Annotated in this window: 18 protein-coding genes and 4 tRNA genes; 17 read left to right on the top strand and 5 right to left on the bottom strand. The window is 48.8% G+C overall.

Annotated features, from left to right (window positions below; translation table 11 throughout):
- Window positions 1-11 precede the first annotated feature (11 nt).
- From J3369_RS12895 to ychF, 4 genes are all read left to right on the top strand, one after another.
- Window positions 12-437 (top strand): hypothetical protein, encoded by a 426-nt coding sequence (locus J3369_RS12895; protein WP_303574148.1) that lies wholly within the window; start codon window positions 12-14, stop codon window positions 435-437.
- Window positions 438-587: 150 nt separating this feature from the next.
- Complete coding sequence (locus J3369_RS12900) at window positions 588-1,217, top strand: 50S ribosomal protein L25/general stress protein Ctc (RefSeq protein ID WP_119501757.1); 630 nt, start codon at window positions 588-590, stop codon at window positions 1,215-1,217.
- A 5-nt stretch (window positions 1,218-1,222) separates the two neighbouring features.
- Window positions 1,223-1,819, top strand: a complete 597-nt coding sequence (pth, locus tag J3369_RS12905) for an aminoacyl-tRNA hydrolase (protein WP_119501758.1) — start codon at window positions 1,223-1,225, stop codon at window positions 1,817-1,819.
- 22 nt (window positions 1,820-1,841) lie between these two features.
- Window positions 1,842-2,933 carry a redox-regulated ATPase YchF gene (gene ychF / locus J3369_RS12910; protein ID WP_349587488.1) on the top strand — a complete coding sequence of 364 codons (1,092 nt, stop codon included), beginning with the start codon at window positions 1,842-1,844 and terminating at the stop codon, window positions 2,931-2,933.
- Window positions 2,934-3,053: 120 nt separating this feature from the next.
- Here the strand turns inward: ychF and J3369_RS12915 are convergent, their stop codons facing one another.
- Window positions 3,054-4,361, bottom strand: coding sequence for a short-chain fatty acid transporter (locus tag J3369_RS12915; protein ID WP_349587490.1), 1,308 nt, complete (start codon window positions 4,359-4,361; stop codon window positions 3,054-3,056).
- Between the two features lie 313 nt (window positions 4,362-4,674).
- Between J3369_RS12915 and J3369_RS12920 the strand changes: the two genes are divergently transcribed.
- From J3369_RS12920 to J3369_RS12940, 5 genes are all read left to right on the top strand, one after another.
- A tRNA-Met gene (locus J3369_RS12920) sits at window positions 4,675-4,751 on the top strand.
- 35 nt (window positions 4,752-4,786) lie between these two features.
- A tRNA-Leu gene (locus tag J3369_RS12925) sits at window positions 4,787-4,871 on the top strand.
- 4 nt (window positions 4,872-4,875) lie between these two features.
- Window positions 4,876-4,951: transfer RNA gene (locus J3369_RS12930), tRNA-Gln, on the top strand.
- A 43-nt stretch (window positions 4,952-4,994) separates the two neighbouring features.
- Window positions 4,995-5,070: transfer RNA gene (locus J3369_RS12935), tRNA-Gln, on the top strand.
- 178 nt (window positions 5,071-5,248) lie between these two features.
- On the top strand, window positions 5,249-6,652 hold the full coding sequence (locus tag J3369_RS12940; RefSeq protein WP_349587493.1) for an alanine/glycine:cation symporter family protein: 1,404 nt from the start codon (window positions 5,249-5,251) through the stop codon (window positions 6,650-6,652).
- Window positions 6,653-6,692: 40 nt separating this feature from the next.
- Here J3369_RS12940 and J3369_RS12945 read toward each other — a convergent pair whose 3' ends face one another.
- Window positions 6,693-7,247, bottom strand: a complete 555-nt coding sequence (locus J3369_RS12945; RefSeq protein ID WP_349587496.1) for a carboxymuconolactone decarboxylase family protein — start codon at window positions 7,245-7,247, stop codon at window positions 6,693-6,695.
- Between the two features lie 129 nt (window positions 7,248-7,376).
- Here J3369_RS12945 and J3369_RS12950 point away from each other — a divergent pair, with 129 nt between their 5' ends.
- Window positions 7,377-7,952: a TetR/AcrR family transcriptional regulator gene (locus J3369_RS12950; protein ID WP_349587499.1), complete on the top strand. Its 576-nt coding sequence runs from the start codon at window positions 7,377-7,379 to the stop codon at window positions 7,950-7,952.
- 16 nt (window positions 7,953-7,968) lie between these two features.
- On the opposite strand, the gene J3369_RS12955 is transcribed toward J3369_RS12950, so the two are convergent.
- Window positions 7,969-8,148, bottom strand: a complete 180-nt coding sequence (locus tag J3369_RS12955) for a hypothetical protein (protein ID WP_119501764.1) — start codon at window positions 8,146-8,148, stop codon at window positions 7,969-7,971.
- Window positions 8,136-9,314, bottom strand: a complete 1,179-nt coding sequence (locus tag J3369_RS12960; protein ID WP_349587502.1) for an FAD-dependent monooxygenase — start codon at window positions 9,312-9,314, stop codon at window positions 8,136-8,138. Before J3369_RS12960 ends, J3369_RS12955 begins: the two co-directional genes overlap by 13 nt.
- A 250-nt stretch (window positions 9,315-9,564) precedes the next feature.
- On the opposite strand from J3369_RS12960, the gene miaB reads away from it, so the two are divergent.
- The 7 genes from miaB to J3369_RS12995 all read left to right on the top strand — a co-directional run bounded on the left by miaB (window position 9,565) and on the right by J3369_RS12995 (window position 16,962).
- Window positions 9,565-11,001 carry a tRNA (N6-isopentenyl adenosine(37)-C2)-methylthiotransferase MiaB gene (miaB, locus tag J3369_RS12965; protein WP_349587505.1) on the top strand — a complete coding sequence of 479 codons (1,437 nt, stop codon included), beginning with the start codon at window positions 9,565-9,567 and terminating at the stop codon, window positions 10,999-11,001.
- A gap of 29 nt (window positions 11,002-11,030) precedes the next feature.
- The gene (locus J3369_RS12970) at window positions 11,031-12,092 is read left to right on the top strand and encodes a PhoH family protein (protein ID WP_119501767.1); all 1,062 of its coding nucleotides are present in this window, start codon (window positions 11,031-11,033) and stop codon (window positions 12,090-12,092) included.
- Window positions 12,093-12,148: 56 nt separating this feature from the next.
- The gene (gene ybeY / locus J3369_RS12975) at window positions 12,149-12,562 is read left to right on the top strand and encodes an rRNA maturation RNase YbeY (RefSeq protein ID WP_502877447.1); all 414 of its coding nucleotides are present in this window, start codon (window positions 12,149-12,151) and stop codon (window positions 12,560-12,562) included.
- A gap of 32 nt (window positions 12,563-12,594) precedes the next feature.
- Window positions 12,595-13,452 (top strand): CNNM family magnesium/cobalt transport protein CorC, encoded by an 858-nt coding sequence (gene corC / locus J3369_RS12980; protein WP_303575583.1) that lies wholly within the window; start codon window positions 12,595-12,597, stop codon window positions 13,450-13,452.
- Window positions 13,453-13,488: 36 nt separating this feature from the next.
- A complete protein-coding gene (lnt, locus tag J3369_RS12985) occupies window positions 13,489-14,955 on the top strand; it encodes an apolipoprotein N-acyltransferase (protein ID WP_349587661.1) in 1,467 nt (488 codons plus the stop codon).
- 167 nt (window positions 14,956-15,122) lie between these two features.
- Window positions 15,123-16,382, top strand: a complete 1,260-nt coding sequence (locus J3369_RS12990) for a Xaa-Pro dipeptidase (RefSeq protein WP_349587664.1) — start codon at window positions 15,123-15,125, stop codon at window positions 16,380-16,382.
- Between the two features lie 148 nt (window positions 16,383-16,530).
- Window positions 16,531-16,962 carry an Hsp20 family protein gene (locus J3369_RS12995; protein ID WP_349587512.1) on the top strand — a complete coding sequence of 144 codons (432 nt, stop codon included), beginning with the start codon at window positions 16,531-16,533 and terminating at the stop codon, window positions 16,960-16,962.
- Here the strand turns inward: J3369_RS12995 and J3369_RS13000 are convergent.
- Complete coding sequence (locus J3369_RS13000; protein ID WP_349587515.1) at window positions 16,932-17,873, bottom strand: tetratricopeptide repeat protein; 942 nt, start codon at window positions 17,871-17,873, stop codon at window positions 16,932-16,934. The genes J3369_RS12995 and J3369_RS13000 overlap by 31 nt on opposite strands.
- Window positions 17,874-18,108 lie beyond the last annotated feature (235 nt).

Below are 18,108 nucleotides of genomic sequence, written 5' to 3' on the forward strand. Positions count from 1 at the left end.
GCGGAGATATCATGATCAGACTTGTTTATTTAGCAGCGTTAGTCAGCCTGTGCAGTGCCTGTGGCGATGAAGCTGCGCCGGACAACGTGTCAAAAACAGAAACCGTCACCCTCAATGTGGTTGAGAACGTTACGAAAAATGTGACTGATAATATCGACAATGAGGCCACTGAAATGGAAAACAACATTACCTTGTCAGGAAAAATGGTCTATCAGCAGCATGAAGGCGGCTTTTTCGGTTTCATTACTGACACCGGAGAGCGTTTCACCCTGCGCGGACTGGATAAATCTTACCGTCAGAATGGCATGAAACTGATTGTCGAAGGTCAGCCGCTGACCGGTATGATGACAACGACCCAGTTCGGAACCGTTTTTAAAGTAGAAAAAGTGGTCAGTGCCGATGCCACAGCAGTCGCACCGCACCACAGTGAAATGTAATTGACGTTTGTATATCCTGCTTCACGGTGGTAGAATTCGCCGCCCTTTTATTTCGGGGTACGGTTAATGAGCCTTGTTTATTGCCGTTATCGCGTGGGTTTTGGTCGCAAAAACTCACAAAAATAAACTAAATATATTGGAGACATATTAATGTCTGAAGCTATTTTTAACCTGGATGCAGTAGTACGTACTGACCTGGGGAAAGGTGCGAGCCGCCGCCTGCGTCATGCTGATAAAGTTCCTGCAATCCTGTACGGTGGCGAAGAAGCCCCTGTTGCACTGACTCTTGATCACAACAAACTGAACAACGCTGCTGATTTCGAAGCATTCTACTCTCACGTTCTGACTCTGAACATTGACGGTCAGAAAGTTGAAGCGTTAGTTAAAGACATGCAACGTCACCCCTACAAGCCTAAGATCACTCACGTTGACTTCCAACGCGTTATCGCTGGCGAAGAGCTGCACACCAGCGTACCTCTGCACTTCATCAATGAAGAAAAATCTGCTGCTATCAAAGCTGGCGGTATTGCAGAGCACCACGTAAACGAAATCGAAATCACGTGTCTGCCTAAAGATCTGCCTGAGTTCATCGAAGTAGATATGGCTGCAGTTGAAATGGATGCTACCGTTCACCTGTCTGACCTGACTCTGCCTGCAGGCGTTTCGTCTGTTGAACTGGCTAAAGGTGATGATGCACACAACTTAGCAGTTGTTACTGTTAAGCCTGCTCCTAAAGCACCTGAAGCAGAAGAAGGCGAAGAAGACGCAGCTGAGGAATAATCAGCTTGTCGTCAGATATCCGTCTGATTGCGGGCCTGGGTAATCCGGGCCCGGAATATGAACATACCCGACATAACGCCGGCGTCTGGTTTCTGAACGAACTGGCAGCGCGTTTTAACACCTCCCTTAAGCCTGAAAGTAAGTTTTTTGGTCTCACTGGCCGGATAACCGTAGGCACTCAAGATATTCGTCTGATCTACCCGACTACTTACATGAATAAAAGTGGTCAGGCGGTAGCCGCAATGGCAAACTTCTACCGTATCCCTGCAGAGAATATGTTGATTGCTTTTGATGAGCTGGATTTACCTCCGGGAATCGCTAAATATAAAGTTGGCGGCAGCTCCAGTCAGAATGGCATTCGCGACATCGTCGCTAAAATGGGCAACAACAAAGATTTCTTACGCTTGCGAATTGGTATCGGTCACCCCGGCCATAAAAGCAAGGTAACCGGCCACGTACTTGGCAAACCACCGGAAAACGAAAAGCGGGCAATTGAAGATGCCATCGATGAAGCGGTCCGGTGTACAGAGATTTTAATTAAAAACGATTTAAAGCAAGCCCAGAACCGACTGCATAGTTTTAAAGCTGACGTTCAGGGCTGATAACTTAACAAGGGTCCAGCACATGGGTTTTAAATGTGGCATCGTTGGTCTGCCAAATGTGGGTAAATCTACCCTGTTCAACGCACTTACCAAAGCCGGAATTGAAGCGGCGAACTTCCCTTTCTGTACTATTGAACCGAATACCGGTGTAGTACCTGTACCGGACTTACGTCTGGACAAGCTGGCAGAAATCGTCAATCCGCAGCGCGTCATTCCTACTACCATGGAATTCGTGGATATTGCCGGTCTGGTTGAAGGTGCTTCAAAAGGTGAAGGTCTGGGTAACAAGTTCCTGGCAAATATTCGTGAAACCGATGCTATCGGACACGTTGTACGTTGTTTCGAGAACGACAACATTGTGCACGTTGCCGGTAAAGTCAGCCCGAAAGATGATATTGACGTTATCAATACCGAACTGGCGCTGGCGGATCTGGAAACCGCAGAGAAAGCCATTCACCGTGTATCTAAACGTGCCAAAGGTGGCGATGCCGATGCGAAGTACGAATTAAAAGTACTGGAAAAGATCAAACCGCACCTGGACGAAGGCCACCTGTTACGCTCTCTGGAACTGACCAAAGAAGAAATGGCAGCCATCAGCTACATAAACATGTTAACGCTGAAACCTACCATGTATATCGCTAACGTGAACGATGACGGATTTGAAAATAACCCGTTTCTCGATCAGGTAAAAGAAATTGCAGCCGGTGAAAATGCAGTTGTGGTTGCAGTTTGTGCTGAAATTGAATCTGAAATCGCCGAGCTTGATGACGAAGAGCGCGAAGAATTCATGCAGGATATGGGTCTGGAAGAACCGGGGCTCAACCGCGTTATCCGTGCCGGCTACAACCTGCTGACTTTGCAAACTTACTTCACTGCAGGGGTAAAAGAAGTACGTGCATGGACGTTCCCTGAAGGCTCAACAGCCCCTCAGGCAGCCGGAAAGATCCATACAGACTTTGAAAAAGGCTTTATCCGCGCAGAAATCGTTGGCTACGACCATTTTGTTGAGTTCGGCGGTGAGCAAGGCGCAAAGGATGCCGGTAAATGGCGTCTGGAAGGTAAAGACTATATCGTTAAAGACGGTGACGTAATTCACTTCCGTTTTAACGTGTAGTCACACAGTCATTCAAAAACACCGCCTGATGGCGGTGTTTTTATTTGAGCGCTTTTTATCTTTAAGAAGTTACGCTGTGATACCGGCTAAAGCTGGTTAAACGGTGAGGCAGGCAACGCGCTAAACCCAATACAGCACTGCGCCAATCACCACGCCGGTCAGTAGCAACTGCACCAGACAAAACCCCATAATATCTTTTGCTTTAAGTCCGGCAATCGCCAGCACAGGTAAGGCCCAGAATGGCTGGATTAAATTCGTCCAGGCATCTCCCCAGGCAACACCCATTGCAACACGGCTGACATCGGCGCCCAGCTCCAGCGCCGCAGGCAGTACCACCGGCGCCTGAACCGCCCACTGCCCACCTCCGGACGGCACAAAAATATTCACAATGCCGGCAGAGATAAAGCTCCAGACCGGCAGCGACTGCGCACTGGCAAGACTGATAAGCCATTCCGACAGACTCTGCGCTAAGCCGGACTGAACCATGACAGCCATAATCCCGGCATAAAACGGAAACTGGATAACAATGCCCGCCCCGCCTTTCACAGCCTGATGCAAACTATGCAGTAATTTCCGTGGTGTCCCGTGTAAGACAATGGCGAGAAACAAAAAGAGACCGTTAACGATATTCAGGTTTAACGTGCCGCCATTTATAAAGTACATAAGCAGATACGCCAGACCGGCAAACCCGGTAAGCTGTGCCAGAATAACGCTGTTTTCCAGTTTATCCGCCGGACGGGTATTCTCAGCCTCCGGCACAGGTTCATCTTCAAGTTTTGATGCGGGTACAATGACACTGTCTTCTTTCGATGGCAGCATTAAACGGTTTACCACCGGCATTACCACGAACAATATGGCGACCAGAACAAGGTTAAAGGTGGCAAAAATAGTTTGTGATGTGTCGATAACGCCAATCTGATCAACAGAAAAGTGACCGGGCGTGGCAATGGTCAGTGGAACAGAGCCGGCAAGACCACCATGCCATACCACAAATCCGGAATAGGCACTGGCCACCAGCAAACGATAATCCACCTCAACCTTCCTCGCCAGCGCTTTGCCAAATAATGCTCCCACCACCAGACCAAAGCCCCAGTTCAGCCAGCTGGCAGCAAGCGATACCAGCGAAACCAATAAAATCGCCTTAGGTGCAGAGTTTGCCAGTCCGGCCATTTTCTCCAGCCCGCCTTTTACCAGTGGCGTACTTGCCAGCATGTATCCGGTAACAAGCACGAGCAGCATTTGCATGGAAAAACTGAGTAGTCCCCATAATCCGCTCCCCCATTGCTCAACAACCTGCTGCGGGGATTGTCCTTCTATAAGCACTGCTGCGGCAAAAACCACCAAAGTAAGCAATAAAACGAAGATATACGGGTCCGGCAGATAGCGCTCAACGAGTTTTACGAAGGGTGAAGCGACCTTATTCATCATGTTTTTCTTCTTCCTTTAAGATCTGACTTAACAATTTACTCACATTATCGGATTTATTCGCAGATTTCAGGGAAAAAGATTTCACAACCGGCAAATTCAGACCGCTAAGCCGGTTAATTAATCGCCAAAGTCGAGGGAAGAAATTCATAGCAAATGCCCTCAAATTGATCTCTTTTCCACCATTTTGACGCCATATCAAGCATTTCAGTACACATAGTGAGCACTTAAAAAAAGTTAGTAAAAAAGGGGTTGACGGTCGGGGGGCATATCCGCATAATACGCGCCACTTCCTGAGAGGGAAGAGAAAGAAAGAGGCTACGTAGCTCAGTTGGTTAGAGCACATCACTCATAATGATGGGGTCGCAAGTTCGAATCTCGCCGTAGCCACCACTTTCTTACAATATCTCTCAGGTATGTCTAGCTGCGCGGAAGTGGTGGAATTGGTAGACACGCTGGATTTAGGTTCCAGTGCTTCACGGCGTGAGAGTTCAAGTCTCTCCTTCCGCACCATTATTGGGGTATAGCCAAGTTGGTAAGGCAGCGGGTTTTGATCCCGCCATCCGTTGGTTCGAGTCCAGCTACCCCAGCCATTATTTCGTTATGTTGAATCCATTCAGCTAACACCCAGTTGATTGGGGTATAGCCAAGTTGGTAAGGCAGCGGGTTTTGATCCCGCCATCCGTTGGTTCGAGTCCAGCTACCCCAGCCATATTATAGAAAAACCAGTCTTTTGACTGGTTTTTTTATGCCTGTTTTTCAGTGCGTTGAAAATTCAAAATACAGAGATATTTATGTAAACACTGGTTGTATAGCCTTTTCCCCCTGCCCTGTTCTGATAAGATAGCCGGACAATAAAGAAGATCTATTATAAATAACAAGGAATTCATGTGATAAACGATATCGTATCGGCCGTAAATAATGTGCTGTGGGGTGACGGCCAGGTCCTTATCGTCATGTTGCTCGGGTGTGGTCTCTGGTTCACCTGGAAACTCGGCGCGGTACAACTCCGTCATTTCACCCATATGTTCTCGTTGATGAAAGGCAGTACTTCCACAACGAAAGAAGGTATCAGTTCATTTCAGGCATTGTGCACCAGCTTATCCGCCCGTGTAGGTACAGGTAACCTGGCCGGTGTGGCAGTAGCAATTTCTCTTGGCGGCGCAGGCGCTATTTTCTGGATGTGGGTTATTGCCTTTTTGGGCATGGCTACCGGTTTTGCCGAAAGCGTTCTCGGTCAGCTTTATAAGGTGAAAGATGAGAACGGTGAATACCGGGGTGGTCCGGCTTATTACATTAAACAGGGACTGAATAAAACCTGGCTGGCAGTGGCCTTTTCACTCTGTCTGTTTTTCGGTTACGGTTTCGTATTCAGTGCGGTGCAGGCAAATACCATTACCGATGCCCTGAACAACGCCTACAGTTTCAATCCGCTTTATTCCGGTCTGGTGATTATTGCCCTGGCATCACTCATTGTTGTGGGTGGTTTGCGGGGTATTGCCCGCTTTGCAGAATGGATTGTGCCCTTCATGGCTATTGGCTATTTGATAGCGGCGCTGCTTATTGTGGCTTTCAACATCACTGAATTGCCTGCCGTACTCATGTCGATTATCAAGTCTGCATTCGGCTTACAGGAAGCCGGTGCCGGTATGCTGGGGGCTGCCGTGAAAAATGGTATCCAGCGTGGCCTTTATTCCAATGAAGCCGGTTCAGGCAGTGTACCTCATGCTGCTGCCAGTGCTGCACCTACACCAAATCATCCGGTATCTCAGGGCTACATTCAGATGTTGGGGGTTTTTGTTGATACCATGATCCTGTGTACTGCGACAGCATTTATCATTTTACTGGCAGGCGGTGAAGCAACCGGTCAGATGGAAGGTATTGGCATGACTCAGGCAGCGATGACGAAACACATCGGAATGGGTGGTGAAGACTTTGTTGCCGCAGCAATTTGTCTGTTCTCATTCACCTCGGTGGTTGCGAACTACGCCTACGGCGAAAGTAACCTGCATATGTTCAAACTGGACAACAAACCAGGCCGCATTGCCTACACCGCCGGATACCTTATTATGATCCTGTGGGGCTCTCAGGCAGCTTTGCCCACTGTTTGGGCAATGGCCGACATGGCACTGGGACTGATGACAGTAATAAACATCATCGCCATTGTCTGGATGACGCCTACTATCGTCTCCATCAGTAAAGACTATTTTGCCAAACACGACCGTGGCGGTGACATGGAATACAAAACCGGTGACTGCGAAATTCAGGGTAAAAGCGAAGACGGTATCTGGTAAACGAACTACGGCTATCTGTTTAAGATAGCCGTCTTATGTTCTACTTAGCCGGTGTCCACGCAAACTTTTCAAATACCGCATCTACCGGTGTGTCTGCCAGATGGTTGGTGTAATTACTCATTACCTTCTGAGCCAGAATTAATATAATATCCAACATATTTCTTGTGGTGTAACCCACATCAGTAAAGCCTTTCATCGCCTCATCGTCAATGTGGCCACGACCACGGGTGACAGAGAGGACTGCATTTTTCAAAGCATTTAACTTTGCATCTTCAAGCTCTTCGTTATTACGCAATGCATCAATCAGCTTGTCATCAACTTTCATGCTTTTGGCAATACCGGTATGCGCCGGTACGCAATAGTGGCACTCGTGCTCTACGTTCACCGTTTGCCAGACCACGGTTAATTCTTCTGCAGTAAAATCTGTTTTCTGAGCTAAATCGTGAAGCACCTGATAACCTTCGAGTAATTCAGGAGATGATGCCATGACCGCATGCAGGTTAGGGATCATTCCGAAAGACTTCTTTGAATTTTCCAGTAGTGGCTTAGCTTTTTCGGGGGCAGTATCTTCAGTATGTAATGTATAAGTAGTCATAAAATTCTCCGTTAAGTAAAATAATCAACGCAATGTGATTGCTCTGTATATAAGATATAAGGACTTTGAACGACCGTTCAAGTCATTTTTGAACGTTTGTTCAAAAAAATGTGTTTTAAGGTAATTCGAATGAAAATAACCAATGAAGAGCTGATAAAGAATGCGACTGTGCTGTTCTGGAAAAAAGGCTACAGTGCCGTGGGTATGCGCGAACTCCAGTCCGCATTAGATATGAGACCCGGCAGTATTTATCACCGTTTCAAAAGCAAGGACGGCTTGTTCAGGCTGGTGATAGAAACGTACGTTGAGGATAGTAAAAGTGATATAGAGGCCTGTTCAGCCTTTCCGGATGCGCTTGCAGAATTAGAAAGGTATTTTGTCAGTGTGACGACTTGTCCCGGAGAATTGCAGTACCAACGTCAATGTCTGCTGGTCAGAACTCTGTCTGATATGGAACAGTTGCCGGAAGCAATCAGACAGGTGGTAGTTGATGGGATGGCGACGCTGAAATCAGCATTTTTGTTAGTGTTGGAAAATGCTCAGCACCAAGGCAACATATCACAAGAAGCAAATCTCAATGAGCTGGCCGCGTGGCTGCAATGTCAATTTGTTGGTCTCAGAACACAGGCATTTGTCTGTGAAGACGATGAACAAATTAAACGACTGATAAGCAGAGCGATGAGCGAATTAAATAACGCAGCCTGAAATGACACAGTCTGAATCAGCCCTGCATCATCATTCTTATGAGCTGAATAACCAGAGAAATCATCACCAGCGGCCAAATCCAGCGGCTGATTTTGCTTGCTGTTTCCGGACTCACCCGCATTTTGGAGCGTTCAATTAACGGCACAATAATAAACAGCGCCAGAAATAACACACCCAGTAAGATCAGAACTTCCATTCGTCCATCCCCATTGCATACTTCAATACCTGATCTTTCACCGGCCCGGCCATATCCGCACCTTTCAGCATCAGGTTCCTTAACCACTTAACTGGGGGTATTTTATTACTAAACAAGAGGTAGAAGCCGTCCATCGCCGACATCATCAGGGCGTTGTCTTTCATTCTCGGGCGTTCATATTCTGTTTTCAGTCTGTGGTAAAACTCATCACTTTGAGGTTTGCAGTCGGCGGTCAGGGCCAGTAAAGCCGATACATCTTTAAAGCCGAGATTCACGCCCTGCCCTGCCAGCGGATTAATGGTATGCGCTGCATCTCCGGCTAATATGACACCCGGCCGCACATAGTCTGAAGCATGTGAACGCGTGAGCACAAAACCGGCCTTACTGACGATGCGGAATTCAGGTAAAAGACGGGGAAAATGACTAAGAATTTCCTCTGTTAACGCTTTGTCGTTCATGCCTTGCAATTGCTTTATGCGTTCGCCGCTGTCGTACCAGATCAACGAAGCAAACTGACCGTACATGGGAAGCAATGCTCTGGGTCCGGAAGGATAAAACTGCTGCCAAGTCTCACCCTCAAAAGCATCTGCACCTTCGATAATAATGCCCATTGCCTGCTGGCCGTACTGCCAGCCAGTGGAACCAATTTGCGCCAGTGCTCTCACACGGCTGCGGGCCCCATCAGCCCCGATAAGGTAACGGCATTGCAAACTTTCACCGTTTTCCAGTGTGACCCGTGTGATGGCCGTGGATTCATCAACCTCATAAGACAGCAAACTGGTTTGCGTTATCCAGTCCACTGGCAAATCCGCCAGAACACGGTGACAGCCTAACTGGATAAGACGGTTCTCGACAAAATATCCCAGTTGAGTCTGGCCGATACTTTGTGCATTAAAGCGGGTGGCCATATCCGGATTTTCCCACACAGACAGGGTATCGTAGGGCCGCACCCGCATGCCTTCAATGTGTTCCCATGCCCCCAGCGCCCGTAATAAATCCACGGACGTCAGGCTGATAGCAGACAAACGCAGATCCGGCGGCTGACCGTGTTGAAATGGCTGCGGCTGCACCGTTTCAATGATGGCTATTTTATATCCCTGCTGCGCCAGCCCTGATGCCAGCGCTGCGCCAACCATTCCACCACCATTGATACAAAAATCGTACATAACATCTCCTGAAGCGATAGCGCATTATGACCTAAACCGGCAGCGACTACCATGAAGCCAATGTCATACTATTGCTATAGATCAGCAAGCTATACTAAACAGTATTAAACTGCGGAACAGATTTAAGGAACCACTGGGCAAACAGCTTCTCAACAGGTAAAATACGCGGCTATTTTGAACACTAGCCGGCTGTTTTACGGGTTTAGCCCGTGGTTTTTAATGCCGCAACACCTGAAATCGTGACGTGAATATGACCAAAAAGCTGTATATCAAAACCTGGGGCTGTCAGATGAACGAGTATGACTCGGAGAAAATGGCAGATCTGCTGGATTCTACCCACGGTTATTCGCTTGCGCAGGAAGCAGAAGAGGCGGACGTGATCCTGCTGAACACTTGTTCTATCCGTGAAAAAGCACAGGAAAAGGTATTTCACCAGTTAGGCCGCTGGAAAAATCTGAAAAAAGATAAACCCGAACTCATTATCGGCGTGGGTGGCTGTGTCGCCTCACAGGAAGGCGACCATATCCGTCAGCGCGCACCGTTCGTAGATCTGGTATTCGGCCCGCAAACCCTGCACCGTTTACCGGAAATGATTAAGCAACTTCAGGGCGGTGCCGGTTCCGTGGTGGATGTCAGTTTCCCTGAAATTGAAAAGTTTGATTCACTGCCTGAACCCCGTGCAGAAGGTCCCACGGCTTTCGTTTCAATTATGGAAGGCTGTTCCAAGTACTGCACATTCTGCGTTGTACCCTACACCCGTGGTGAAGAAGTCAGCCGTCCCGTTGATGACGTGATTCTGGAAATCGCGCAGTTAGCTGAACAGGGCGTACGGGAAGTGAACCTGTTAGGCCAGAACGTAAACGCATTCCGTGGCGAGCACCACGACGGCACCATTTGCCGCTTTGCCGAGCTTCTGGAAATGGTCGCAGCCATCGACGGCATTGACCGTATCCGTTACACCACGTCGCATCCGGTGGAGTTCACCGATGACATTATCGCGGCGTACGAGACAATTCCCGAACTGGTAAACCACCTTCACCTGCCTGTTCAGAGCGGTTCCGACCGTATTCTCAACATGATGAAACGTGGTCACACGGCACTGGAATACAAATCGAAAATCCGTAAGCTGAAGAAAGTACGTCCTGACATTTGCATGTCTTCAGACTTCATCATCGGCTATCCGGGTGAAACCGATGCAGACTTTGAAGCGACCATGGATCTGATTCAGGCCATCGATTATGACCTGAGCTTCAGTTTCATTTACAGCGCACGTCCGGGTACGCCTGCTGCTGATGCCGTGGATGATGTCAGCGAAGACGTGAAGAAGCAGCGCCTGCAACTGTTGCAGCAACGCATCACCCAGCAGGCATTGCGCATTGCCCGTCATATGGTAGGCACGGAGCAGCGGATTCTGGTAGAAGGCCCGTCGAAAAAGAACCCGATGGAGCTGTCCGGCCGTACTGAAAATAACCGTGTAGTGAACTTTGAAGGTTCACCGGACATGATTGGCGAATTCGTGGATGTGAAAATTACAGACGTCTTTACCAATTCACTGCGTGGTGATGTGGTTCGCCGCGAAAAGGAAATGGGCTTGCGTGTGGCAGTTTCGCCCCAATCTATTACAGCAAAGCGTCACGGGGAAGCGCCTGATGCACTGGGCGTGGGTCAGTTTGTCCCTGCCGTTTGAATTGATGAATAAGCGAGGAATAGCATAACTTGAGTACTCTGGTAAGCAACGAAGTCATATTAGAACCTGCTGACAATAAACGTCTGTCCAGCCTGTGCGGCCCGTTTGATGACAACATCAAACAAATCGAACGCAGGCTTGGTGTAGAAATCAGTTACCGTAATAACGCCTTTAAAGTGTCAGGCGAGGCCCTTCAGGCCAACGGTGTAGCAGAGCTGCTCAAGTTACTGTATATCGAAACTCAGCCTGTTAAAGGTCTCATCCCGCAACTGGAACCGGAGCAGGTACACCTGGCCATTCAGGAAGCCCGTTTCCCGGAACGCAGTGAATCAACGGTTTACGGCAAAGAAGTTAATATCAAAACCAAACGGGGGGTCATTAAGCCCCGTAATCCGAACCAGGCACAATATGTTGCCAACGTGGTTAATCATGATATTACGTTCGGTATCGGTCCTGCCGGTACGGGTAAAACCTATCTGGCTGTGGCCTGTGCGGTTGATGCCCTTGAACGTCAGGAAGTGCGCCGTATTCTGCTTACCCGCCCTGCTGTTGAAGCCGGTGAAAAACTGGGTTTCCTGCCGGGTGATTTATCTCAGAAAGTCGACCCGTATCTGCGTCCCCTTTACGATGCCCTGTTTGAAATGCTTGGCTTCGAAAAGGTAGAAAAACTGATGGAACGCAACGTGATCGAAGTTGCCCCGCTGGCTTATATGCGTGGCCGTACACTGAACGATGCGTTTATCATTCTGGATGAAAGCCAGAATACCACCACTGAACAAATGAAAATGTTCTTAACCCGTATTGGTTTTAATTCCAAGGCGGTGATCACCGGTGATATCACCCAGGTCGACCTGCCCCGTGGCGTGCGTTCAGGGCTGAGAAACAGTATTGAAGTACTGGAAGGTGTATCTGACATTTCATTTAACTTCTTTAAAGCTGAAGACGTTGTGCGTCACCCTGTGGTGGCCAGAATCGTACAGGCCTATGAGAAGTTTGATGGTGAACAGGAAAAAATCCGTCAGGCAAAACGTGCTGCCGCCGAACAGGAAAAGCAGCAAAATGCCGGTGACGACAGTAAGGACAAGCCGTGACGGCAGTCATCGATTTTCAGCAAGCTTATGCGCCGGAAGACTCCGTTTCGGCGCACATTCCAACAGAAGTTCAACTTTCTCTCTGGGCCAACTCTATCTTCTCTCAACTGGATATCAGCGACAAAGAACTGACCATCCGCTTTGTAGATGAAGAAGAATCACAAGCCCTCAACAGAGATTACCGCGGTAAAGACAAGCCGACCAACGTACTGTCATTTCCCTTTGAATGCCCGCCGGGTGTACCGCTGAATCTGCTCGGTGACCTGGTCATTTGTGCGCCGGTTATCAGCCGTGAAGCACAAGAGCAGCATAAGCCGGTAGCCAACCATTATGCCCACATGGTGGTGCACGGTATCCTGCATCTGATAGGCTACGACCACATCGATGATGATGAAGCCGAAGAAATGGAATCTCTGGAAATTGAGATTTTAGCGCAATTATCCATTGACGATCCTTACCGGGATCTTTAACTTTTATATTTCATACACTACAAAAGACTATTATGAGCGAAGACAACCCTCACTCTACCAACGGCTCGACGAACAAAAGTTGGTTGAATAAGTTACGACTGACATTTTCCGGCGAGCCGAGAAGTAAGGAAGATCTGGTTGGCGTTATTACAGAAGCCGAACAGCGTGAACTGATAGACCCCCAGACCAGAGAAATGATTGAAGGCGTTATCGGTGTCAACGAAATGCGCGTACGGGATATCATGATCCCCAGAACGCAAATGACTACCATTGATATCGATCAGAAGGTAGAAGAGTTTCTGCCTAAAATTCTGGACACAGCCCACTCCCGCTTTCCTGTTATCAGCGAAGACAAAGACCATATCGAAGGCATTTTACTGGCAAAAGATCTGCTCAGTTATGCATTCAGTCCGGATAAGGCCTTCGAGTTAAAAGATGTACTTCGTCCGGCGGTCATTGTGCCGGAAAGTAAACGGGTGGACGTACTGCTCAAAGAATTCCGCCAGCAACGCTACCACATGGCTATTGTTGTGGACGAATATGGTGGTGTATCCGGCCTGGTTACCATTGAAGACATTCTGGAATTGATTGTCGGTGAAATTGAAGATGAATATGACATCGACGAAAATGGAACAGACGACATTAAACCACTGAATAAATCTACCTATACTGTTAAAGCATTAACGCCGGTGGATGACTTCAATGAGTTTTTCAAGACTAAATTCGATGAAGAAGAAGCTGATACGATCGGCGGTATTGTATTGAAAGCGTTCGGGCACATGCCGGAAACCGGTGACGAAATTACCGTCAGCGATATTCACTTCAAAATTACCAACTCCGACAAGCGCCGTCTGGTGCAGCTCAAGGTTACCGTACCCTCCATGGAGTAATCTCCCCTGAAAGCGTTTATTCCCTATCTGTTGGCACTGTTTAGCGGTGCCAGTTTAACCTTTGCCTATGCCCCGTTTTCGCTCTGGCCCGTCACGTTCGTGGCGCTGGCCCTGGCCATTCGCCAACTGGTAAAAACACAACGTCCCTTCTTGACCGGCTGGCTGTTCGGTCTGGGCTGGTTTGGTGCCGGCATCAGTTGGGTGCATGTCAGTATCGCTGATTTTGGCGGCTTGCCTGTGGTGTTGTCAGTGGGACTCATGCTCATCCTGTGCGGGTATCTTGCATTGTATCCTGCCACCGCGCTCTGGGCTGCAAGACGCTGGTTTCCTGCCAGGTTATGGCCGCTTGCCCTGCCGTTTCTCTGGGTCGTTGCTGAATGGCTGAGAAGCTGGATGCTGAGTGGCTTCCCCTGGTTATCGGTGGGCTACAGCCAGATCAACAGTCCGCTGGCAGGCTGGGCACCGGTAGCCGGCGAAACCGGCATTACAGCGATTATTATTGCCCTTGCAGCAGCACTGGCAGTATTCAGAGTCAGAAGCCAATGGCCGGCGTTAGCGGTTATTTTTATAGTTAGCCTGGTATCAGGCTGGCTGCTGAAGAAAGTTAACTGGGTAGAAACCGCCGGCGTGCATTCTGTTGCCATGGTTCAGGGCAATATTGCCCAGTCACTGCGCTGGGTACCGGAACAGGATATTCCCACCATGGAAAAATACCGTGGTTTAACCACGCCGTTGTGGGACAACGATCTGGTGATATGGCCTGAAGCTGCTGTACCCAAACTGGAACTGATGGCGACAGACTTTCTGCAAGCCATGGACCGCCAGGCAGTAAGCACAAACACAGCGCTCATAACCGGTATTGTTAATTACAACTGGGAGTCCGAAGAAGCGTGGAATAATCTTCTGGTGCTCGGGCGCAAAACACCGGAAGAAACGCAGGCCCGTTACCATTATTTCCATGCCAACCGGTATGCCAAGCATCACCTGCTGCCCATCGGTGAATTTGTGCCTTTTGAAGACATATTAAGACCACTGGCCCCGTTATTTGATTTACCTATGTCTTCATTTTCCCGCGGAGACTTTGAACAAACAAACCTGATAGCCAACGGGATCCGCCTGGCACCGGCAATTTGCTTTGAAATAGCCTTTCCCCGCCAAGTTTCGGCCAATGTTCACAGCGATACAGACATGATCATCACGGTGAGTAATGACGCCTGGTTTGGTCATTCCCACGGTCCGGCACAACATCTGGATATTGCCCGTATGCGGGCAGTTGAAACCGGCCGGCCGGTATTACGGGCGACCAACAATGGTATTACCGCATTCATCAATGAAAAGGGCGATGTAACCTCTGTTCTGCCGCAGTTTGAAGCTGGCAGCCTGCTATCTGACGTCGCAGCCAAACATGGTCTTACACCTTACAACCGCGCCGGAGATATACCGGTATGGTTTGTCAGCGGATTACTCCTTTGCATTGCGTTGTATCTTAAACGCACGCATTAACCCTGCTGACAGCGTACTTGTGCCTTTCTGAGGCACAAGTACACGTTCTTCTTCCTCTTTTTTGCGATAATTGTCAGCCAAATTTCCCGCTGATTGGGTAAAGTATGGCTGTTGACAGGACAGTTCCGGAAATACCAATGAAAATCAAAAGAATACACACATACCTGATGGCCGGTTCGCTGGCGCTTACCAGTTTGTTTACGCTGGCTAATCCCCTCGTTATTACCGCAGATCGCATGGTGGATGTGAAAGCCGGTAAGGTTATCGAATCCGCCGTGGTGATTATCGAAGATGATGTGATTGTTCAGGCCGGCCACAGCAAAAAAATTGCCATACCGGACGACGCTGAAGTCATGGCACTGGGTGATTACACATTAATGCCGGGTTTGATGGACATGCACGTTCATCTGACCAGCGACCCCACAAAACATGGTTACTCATCGCTGTCTGTTTCCGTTCCCCGTGCGGCTATTACTGGTGTTAAACATGCAAAAGATACGCTGATGGCGGGTTTCACCACGGTCCGGAACGTTGGCGCACCGGGCTTTACCGATGTGGCGCTGCGTGATGCCATCGATGACGGTGATGTTCAGGGTCCGCGCATGTTTGTGGCCGGCCCGTCACTGGGTGTTACCGGTGGTCACTGCGACAATAATCTCCTCCCCTATGGCTATCACGATAAAAGCGAAGGCGTTGCTGATGGTCCGTGGGAAGTACGCAAAAAAGTACGTGAAAACATCAAATACGGCGCTACTGTTATAAAGTTCTGCGCCACCGGTGGTGTTTTATCTAAAGGTACAAAAGTCGGTGCCCGGCAGTACACCGAAGAAGAAATGCAGGCACTGATTGAAGAAGCCCATTTACGCGGCCTCACCGTGGCCACGCATGCTCACGGCACCAGCGGCATAAAAGCGGCAATCCGTTCCGGTGTGGACTCTGTAGAACATGTCAGTCTGCTGGATGATGAAGCCATTGAACTGGCAAAAAAACACGGCACGTACTTTTCCATGGACGTGTACGTCACAGAATACATTCTCGGAGAAGGTGAAAAGGCAGGTATTCTGCCGGAAAGCCTCGCTAAAGAACGCATTGTAGGCACCAAACAACGGGAGAATTTCCGAAAAGCGGTGAAGGCCGGCGTCAACATGGTGTTCGGTTCAGATGCCGGTGTTTACCCTCACGGGGACAATGGCAAACAGTTCGCCCGTATGGTGACCTGGGGTATGACACCCATGCAGGCCATTCAGGCTGCCACCATTAATTCGGCTACATTACTGAAACAACAGGAATCACTTGGCAGCATTGAAGCGGGCCGGAAAGCCGACGTCATTGCAGTAAAAGGTAACCCCCTTGATAATATGGCGCTGATGGAAGATGTAGGCCTGGTGGTCAAAGACGGACAAATCGTCAAATCCCTCGCGATGTAACCCTTCCTGCCGGCGGCAACTTTCCCACTCGCCGCCGGTGCCGCTTTCTGACATAATTAAACCATTACAGGCTGGTGCTTAATTAAAAAGGCCGGCCATTTATGTTGCCCGTTACGGGAACTCACGCCTTTTGCTTAACAGGACTGGTATGCCTACTATCGACTTAACTCCCCTTTACCGCTCTTTTATCGGCTCAGACCATCTGGCTACATTAATTGAAGCTGCCAACCGTGCAGAAAAACAGAGCAGCTATCCGCCGTATAACATTGAACTGATTGACGAGTTTAAGTACCGCATCACCATGGCTGTAGCGGGTTTCAGTCAGCAGGACGTGATTGTGGAAGTACAGGACAATACCTTACGGATTGCCGGTAAAAAGCTGGCCGACCCTAAACAGGCAGAGCGCAAGTTCCTGCACAAGGGCATTTCTGAGCGGGGTTTTGAACGTAAATTCCAGTTAGGTGACAACGTAAAAGTGATTGCGGCCGATATGGAACTCGGCCTGCTGCATATTGATTTACAACGTCTTATCCCGGAAGCGAAAAAGCCTCAGCGCATCTCCATCGGCGGCGGAGACTGACCGGCTTGTGTCTGTAATTTCCGGTAAAGTGGCATATGATGTTTATGCACTTTACCGGGATCTATCTTAGCCAGTGCGGCGATTGCAGCCTCTTTCTTATCTTCGAGAAAGTCCAGTTCCGCCAGTCTCAGCCGGATGTAGGTTTTATCGCCCGTTTCATACGTACCCAGCGCCTGGTCAAGGGCATGACCCGCCAGCTTCAAATAATACCGGGCCGGCTTATATTCTTCTTTGTGCAGATAGACAACACCCAGACTGCTGTAAGCATTAGAAAGCTGTAGCGGCTCATTCTTATGCTCATGCGCTTCGGCCACATAGCCGTAATATTGCAATGCTTTGTCGTAATCCTTTATAAAAAATGCTACATGTGCGATTGCCATATGCAAAGGCGCTTTCGCATCAGGATTACGGATATTTTCAGTACGCCTTACCGCCCAGTCAGCCAGCTCGCTGGCAGCGTCATAATTTTTGAGGTAGTTATGAAGAATAATGAGTTCGGCAAGACGCCGTGGATCAGGGGCATACTCTGCCGAACGCATAATTAAATCGCGGGCAAGATGAGCGTATTCTGTTCCCTGCTCTGTCTCACCGCTACTTAACAGCTTCTTGGCATAAATGGTGTAAACCACAATTTTGAAGACATCAGGGGCATCCGTCATGTCAGCATAACCGCTGAGTTCCTGACGGGTCAAAGACAGGTTATCCAAATCCCACCGTGCAGACAGGTTGTAGTACATCAGCATGTACCAGTCCCGGCTTCCGGCAGCAGTATTTTTCAGTAACTGACGGGTTTCATTTTTACAGTCCACAGCACTGGCAAGACAACTGTCAAGACTGGTGTAAGACAACGCATTAACGCTTCCTGAAATCAGGAAAGACAAACTTATAATTATACGGATGGTGTCGCGCACGACTGGTTCTCCGTCTGGCAGACATCTAAAGCAATACTTCCTTACCAGTGCGCAAAAGGATGAAACTCTCTCATAAACCCTGCTGTCCTGAGACAACGTCGTTTATCAGAAAACTCATAGTAAGGTGTGATTTCCACACCGGCATAAACCTTTTATTTTTCCGTAATTATTTGTTCTGCATCTCCATTTGCGCCACATCGGTGCATTATATCGTAAATAATGGGTAAAAAGGCTT

Origin of the sequence: Alteromonas sp. NFXS44, assembly GCF_040148705.1 — a bacterium.
GTDB lineage: Bacteria > Pseudomonadota > Gammaproteobacteria > Enterobacterales > Alteromonadaceae > Alteromonas.